Consider the following 6,116-nt stretch of genomic DNA (forward strand, 5'->3'; position numbering starts at 1 on the left):
CGCGCGCGCCATCACCCGAGTCAGCGCACCGCCGCGCGACCCCCAACACGGCCCTCACGACGACGTCCGGGCCGAGGAAGAAGGATGCTCATGAGCGCCACGTGGTCCGAACGAGAAGCCCTTGCCGAGCAGCTGGTCCCCCTGGTGGGTCAGCTGCACCGCGGCAACAAGGTGGTCACCACGGTGTTCGGCCGTTCCCTGGTCCACAAGTCCGTCACGGAGATCATCAAGGTCCACCGCTTCACGCGCCGCATCCTGGGCGAGGAAATGCCCATCGACAAGACCCTCCAGATCGTCCACACGCTGGGCGAGCTCAACCTCGGCGTGTGCAACGTGGACGTGGCCAAGCTCTACCAGGGCTACACCGTGGCCGGCAGCGGTGACCTGCAGGCGTACCTGCGCGAGGCCCTTGCTCCCGCCGTGGACCAGCGCGGGCGCAACGAACCCGGGTCCCGCGACGTCGTGCTCTACGGCTTCGGGCGCATCGGGCGCCTGCTCGCTCGCATCCTGCTCAACCGCAACGACGGCACCGGGCTGAACCTGCGCGCCGTGGTGGTGCGCCGCAAGCCCGGCAACGACCTCGTCAAGCGCGCCTCGCTGCTGCGCCGCGACTCGGTGCACGGCCCCTTCAACGGGACCATCACCGTGGACGAGGACAAGAACGTGATCACCGCCAACGGTGTGCCGATCCAATTCATCTACGCCAACTCCCCGGCGGAGATCGACTACACCGAGTACGGGATCGACAACGCCCTGGTCGTGGACAACACCGGCGTGTGGCGTGACGAGGAAGGCCTCTCCCAGCACCTGCAGTCCAAGGGTGTGGGCAAGGTCCTGCTGACGGCCCCCGGTAAGGGCGACATGAAGAACATCGTGTGCGGCGTGAACGACAAGGACATCTCCCCGGAGGACACCATCCTCTCCGCGGCGTCCTGCACCACGAACGCCATCACACCCGTGATCAAGGTCCTCAACGACGAGTACGGGATCATCCAGGGTCACGTGGAGACCGTGCACTCCTACACCAACGACCAGAACCTGATCGACAACTGGCACAAGGGTGACCGCCGCGGCCGTTCCGCCGCCCTGAACATGGTCATCACCGAGACCGGTGCCGCCAAGGCCGTGGCCAAGGCGCTGCCCGTGATGAAGGGCAAGCTCACCGGTAACGCGATCCGCGTCCCCACCCCGGACGTGTCCATGGCGATCCTCAACCTGCAGTTGGAGAACGCCCCGGAGTCCAAGGACCAGATCAACGAGTTCCTCAAGGACATCTCGCTGAACTCGCCGCTGCGCAAGCAGATCGACTACGTGGACTCCCCGGACGTGGTCTCCACGGACCTCGTGGGCTCCCGCCGCGCCGGCGTGGTGGACGGACTCGCGACCATCGTGAACAACAACTCCGTGGTGCTCTACGTCTGGTACGACAACGAGTTCGGTTACTCGTGCCAGGTGGTGCGCGTGATGGCCCGCATGGCGGACATCTCTATGCTCCAACTCCCGTAAGGGTCAGGGTCCCGCGCGCCGCTGGTGCGCTCGACGACGACGCCGCCCCGGCCACCTTCCGCGTGAAGGTCGCCGGGGCGGCGTCATTGCGCTCACGGGCGCCAGAACGCGGCGACCGCCCGGTACAGGGCGTACAGGTCCCCGGTGTGCACGAGCTCGCGTGCCGAGTGCATGGACAGCAGCCCCACGCCCACGTCCAGCGTGCGGATGCCCAGACGGGTCGCGGTGATGGGTCCGATGGTCGAGCCGCACGGCACGGTGTTGTTGGAGACGAACTCCTGGTAAGTCACTCCGGCCCGTTCGCACACCCGGGCCCATTCGGCCGCACCCGTGGCATCGGTCGTGTAGCGCTGCTGCGCGTTGATCTTGAGCAGGGGCCCTCCCCCGGGCTCGGGGGTGTTCACGGGATCGTGGTGACCCTGGTAATTGGGGTGCACCAGGTGCCCCGCGTCCGAGGACAAGCACACGGAGGCCGCGAGCGAGCGCCGGTATTCGTCCGTGGTCTCGCCCCGCGCGGCGCTGATGCGCACGAGCACGTCCTCGAGGAACGGGCCGGCGGCGCCCGAGCGGGTGGCCGAACCGACCTCCTCGTGGTCGAACGCGGCGAGCACGCTCACGTGCTCCGCGCTCTCGAGGTCGTGGGCGTGTTCCATCAGGGCACGCAGGCCCGCGAACACGGAGGTCAGGTTGTCCAGGCGGCCGCTCGCGAGCAGCGTGCGCTGCGCGCCGATGAGTTCCGGGGCCTGGGAGTCCGCGACGACGATGTCGTAGCCGAGAATGTCCGACGCCGTGATCGGTTCGGCCGACGCATCGTCGCCGGCCGGGGCACCCGGTGCACCCGTCACGGTCGTCCGGCGCGTTCCGCGCGACTCGTTCGCGGCATCCGCGAGCACGGTCAGGACGTCCGTGTCCTGGTCCTGTCCCACTCCCCACACGGGTTGCACGTGACGCTGCTTGTCGAGCGTGAGACCCTCGTTCGCGCTGCGGTCCAGGTGGATCGCCAACTGCGGGATCCGGGCCACGGGGCCGGTCGCGGTGAGGACCTGCCGGGTCCCGCCGTCACGGCCACGCAACACGAGCCGGCCGGCGAAGCGCAGATCCCGGTCCAACCACGAGTTCAACAGGGGACCGCCGTAGATCTCCACACCCGCCTGGTACCACCGGTGCGTCACGGTGGTGGGTCGGGGCTTGAGCTTGAACCCCGGCGAATCGGTGTGAGCCCCCAGGATCCGGTACCCCGCACCCGGTGCGGCACCGGACGGGATCACCCACGCGATCAGGGCGCCGTCGCGCACGGTGTAGTAGCCGCCCGCGGACAGGTCCGACCACGGCCGGGTCTCGTCCAGGGCGGTGAACCCCGCGGCGTCGAGCGCAGCGGCAGCCGTGGCCACGGCGTGGAACGAGCTGGGCGAGGCCGTGATGCACTCACCCAGTGCCCGCGCGAAGCCGGCCTCCGGAGCTTCGGGGCCGGGCTCCGGCGTCCCGTTGGCGGGGTCGGCCGGGGTGGTGGATTCGTGCGAGCTATCCGTCATGACGCCCAGTGTAGGTGGGGGCGACATCCCGCTCGCCCGGGGTGGCGGGCGGCGGCGTTGCACCGGGCGAGGGAGGCGTCGCCGTACCGTGTGAATCGGAACCGTTGGGCCGGGAAGTGCTCTCGCTCAAGGTATCGCCCCAGGGCTCGCCCGGCACTGCGGGAGCGACGTCGTCCCCCGTGTGCGCGCCGTGAGCGGTGCGGGTGTCCAGCAGACCCACGTAGCGGCCCTGCCCGTCCCGCACGGAGTACGGACCGTACTGCGGCGGCAGGACCAGGTAGCGCTGCGTGGCCGGGTCCAGGACGTAGGCCGCCAGGCCCGAGGCGTCCTCGGCCAACCGAGAGGGCCGGTGGCCGAGCTCGGGAAGCCGGGCCGGTTGCGGGAGTGGCGGCAGGACGATCGTGCGAGTCACGGCCACGGACCGGTTGCGGCGCACGAGCCAGAACACGAGTGCCACGTAACCACCGTTGATCAGCGTCACCGCGATCAGGTCCGTGGGCGCCCCGGAGGTGTCGTTCATGTCCGTGAGCCCCACCATGGCCATGAGGGACACCGTCATGTTGTTCACGGCGTGCAGTGCGATCGCCGCTTCCAGACCACCGGTGCGCCACGTGATGATGCCCATGGCCACGGCCATGATCCCCACCGAGAGCTGCCCCCAGATGTCGTACGCGTGACCGAGCACGAACAGCGGCACCGGGAGCAGGATGGCCCACGCGGGGTGCTTGAGCCACCGGCCGATGGTCTGGGCCAGGTAGCCGCGGAACACGACCTCCTCCGCCGCGCACTGCAGGGGGACCACGAAGATCAGCAAGGCCATGAGCCACCAGAAACCGGGGGCCGGTTGCAAGGACACGGGCCTGCCGCCCGCGGCGAGTTCCAGGCCCACGGCGATCGCGTTGATCAGGGCGTAGATCGCGACCGCCGCCACGAAACACGTGAGCAGCCACTTCCACCGAATCCGCCCGGTCACGGAGAAGAGCAGCCCCAGGGGACGCGGGCCGAGCACCAGCCGGGCCAGCAGGGCGCTGGGGAGCATGAGGACCACGGAGCCGAAGAGGATGAAGAACACCACGGGGTCCAGCTGGTTCATGGCCAGCAGGTCCCCGTCGATCCGCTCCGGGGCCGCGAAGACCATGACGAGCAGGAATACGATGGTCAGAAGCAGGAGGACGGCCAGCAGGATGAGCCCCTCCACGAGCGGCATCCACCAGCGGTGGCGGGGGTCCGCGTGCGCCAAACGGTGGTAGAAGAGGCTACGGGTCCGTGGCGGATCCTGGACGGGGGGCGACGGACGGGACCACGGTGCGCTGGCGTGACTCATGACTCCACGGTAGCCGTCACGGGGGACGCTCAGGGCCCTCTGTGCAGGGTGCTGGCCGTGAATCCGGGGTGGCTCCGACGGGGAACCGGCGAATTCCGACCGCGGTATGAGATGCCAGCCCGGGGCGGATCCGCCCGATGGTACCGGAAGTCCCGGGTGGTCCGCCCCCCCCCCCGGGGCGTTGACGACCGGGCTCGTGATCAGACGCCTCGATCCGGGCGGGTCAACGCCGGTAACGCTCCACGAACGCCCGTAGGATCCGCGGGGCCTGGTCCACGGCGGGACCGTTGACCACCCGGTCGATCACGGTGTCTGTGTCCTCCGGCCGGAAGTACCCCAGGTCCTTGTACGCGCGCACACGGCTCACGAGCCCCTCGGGGTCCAGTTCGGGGTGGAACTGGGTGGCGTAGAGGTTGTTCTTGATCCGGTACATCTGCACGTGGCACGCGGTCCCAGTGGCGAGCAGCACCGCGTTGGGCGGCAGCACGCGGGTGCCCTCCTTGTGCCCCACGTACGCGCTGAACTCGCGGGGCAGTTGCACGAGTAGGGGATCCCGAGCCCCCTCGTCGGTCACGCTCACGGTGATGGGACCCACGTCCTCGTGGCACGACCGGTCCACCTTGGCCCCCTGGTGGATCCCCAGGGTGCCCACGCCGTAGCACGCGCCGAGGAACGGGAAGTCTCGGGCCACGACGTCGTCCAGCAGGGCGCTGATCCAGGTCTCAGCGACGCGCTGCGCCCTGGACTTCTCCTCCGGCGGGTCCGAGGAGTTGAACGGCGACCCGCCCACGATGATCCCGCTGTACCTGTCCAGGTCCAGCGCGGGCCACTCACCGGACTCCAGACGGATGCGTTCGAGTTGGTCCTCTTCGAGGCCCCCGAAGTGGGCCACGGCCCGGTATTCCTCGTCCGCGAGGACGTTGTCATCACGGGTGGCCAGCAGCACGAACGGTTTCATGGCTTACACCTATGCCACGGGGGCCTCGGGATGCAAACTGCCCGGGGACGAGGCCGCTTTCCGACGCTTCGATGACACCCGTGGAAGAGTCCGGCGGTTACTCGGAAGAAACGTGGTTCCACTCGGTGACTTACCCCGTGTGACCCAGTTCGCTGTTCCTAAATGAAATTTAGATTTCACATCACGAAATACCAGAGGACGGATCGTGGATTTGATCGAGTTCAACAGCCTCGATCGTGAAGCCGCCGTCGCGGCCGTAGGACCGGCCCTGGACGTCCAGCGCTGGATCGAGGAACTCGTGTCCGGGCGCCCGTACGGGTCGAGGCCCCGCCGCGCTTCGTGCCCATCGCATCCATCGAGCACCTCCAGAATCACCTGCGGGAAGGTGACACCGTCAAGGATGGTAAGCTCGTGGACTCCGAGGGCAACGAGATCCCGTGCATTATCGCATCCGGTGAAGTGGTCCCGGCGCCCCTGGACTCCAAGAAGTCCGGGACCGCGGGCGAGCACTGATTTTCCGCCGCCAACCGTGTCCTCACGCGATGAGCGGAGGGGCGCGGTTCGCACATGTCCTTCACGTGCGGTGGCCGGACCCCCACCCGGGGACCGACAACCGCACGGTCAGAACTGCCCCGCCTCTCATGGCAGGAGAACAACACATGCAGCCTTCAAGCAATCACCACATTTTGAGTGGGTTGACGAATAATCTTCAGGACGCTGATGTTCAGGAGACGCAGGAGTGGATCGAGTCGTTTGACGCGTTGATCCAGGCGCAGGGTACCGCGCGGGCGCAGTA

The 6,116-nt window shown here is 68.2% G+C and carries 5 protein-coding genes; 2 read left to right on the forward strand and 3 right to left on the reverse strand.

The features are described from left to right. Positions 1–90 precede the first annotated feature (90 nt). Positions 91–1,506: a glyceraldehyde-3-phosphate dehydrogenase gene (locus B3I25_RS05005; RefSeq protein ID WP_144999321.1), complete on the forward strand. Its 1,416-nt coding sequence runs from the start codon at positions 91–93 to the stop codon at positions 1,504–1,506. A gap of 92 nt (positions 1,507–1,598) precedes the next feature. On the opposite strand, the gene B3I25_RS05010 is transcribed toward B3I25_RS05005, so the two are convergent. The 3 genes from B3I25_RS05010 to B3I25_RS05020 form a co-directional block, all read right to left on the reverse strand. Continuing rightward, a complete protein-coding gene (locus tag B3I25_RS05010; protein WP_286738077.1) occupies positions 1,599–3,038 on the reverse strand; it encodes a M18 family aminopeptidase in 1,440 nt (479 codons plus the stop codon). Continuing rightward, entirely contained in the window at positions 3,028–4,362 is a 1,335-nt protein-coding gene (locus tag B3I25_RS05015; RefSeq protein WP_286738078.1) for a CPBP family intramembrane glutamic endopeptidase, read from the reverse strand. The genes B3I25_RS05010 and B3I25_RS05015 overlap by 11 nt, the downstream gene beginning before the upstream one ends. A 223-nt stretch (positions 4,363–4,585) precedes the next feature. Further along, positions 4,586–5,320, reverse strand: a complete 735-nt coding sequence (locus B3I25_RS05020; RefSeq protein WP_085108798.1) for a glutamine amidotransferase — start codon at positions 5,318–5,320, stop codon at positions 4,586–4,588. A gap of 339 nt (positions 5,321–5,659) precedes the next feature. Between B3I25_RS05020 and B3I25_RS05025 the strand changes: the two genes are divergently transcribed. Continuing rightward, entirely contained in the window at positions 5,660–5,833 is a 174-nt protein-coding gene (locus B3I25_RS05025; RefSeq protein WP_179861313.1) for a hypothetical protein, read from the forward strand. The last annotated feature ends 283 nt before the right edge of the window (positions 5,834–6,116 follow it).

It is taken from the genome of Kocuria sp. UBA1838, from assembly GCF_002338785.1.
In the GTDB taxonomy this organism is placed as follows: domain Bacteria; phylum Actinomycetota; class Actinomycetes; order Actinomycetales; family Micrococcaceae; genus Kocuria; species Kocuria marina.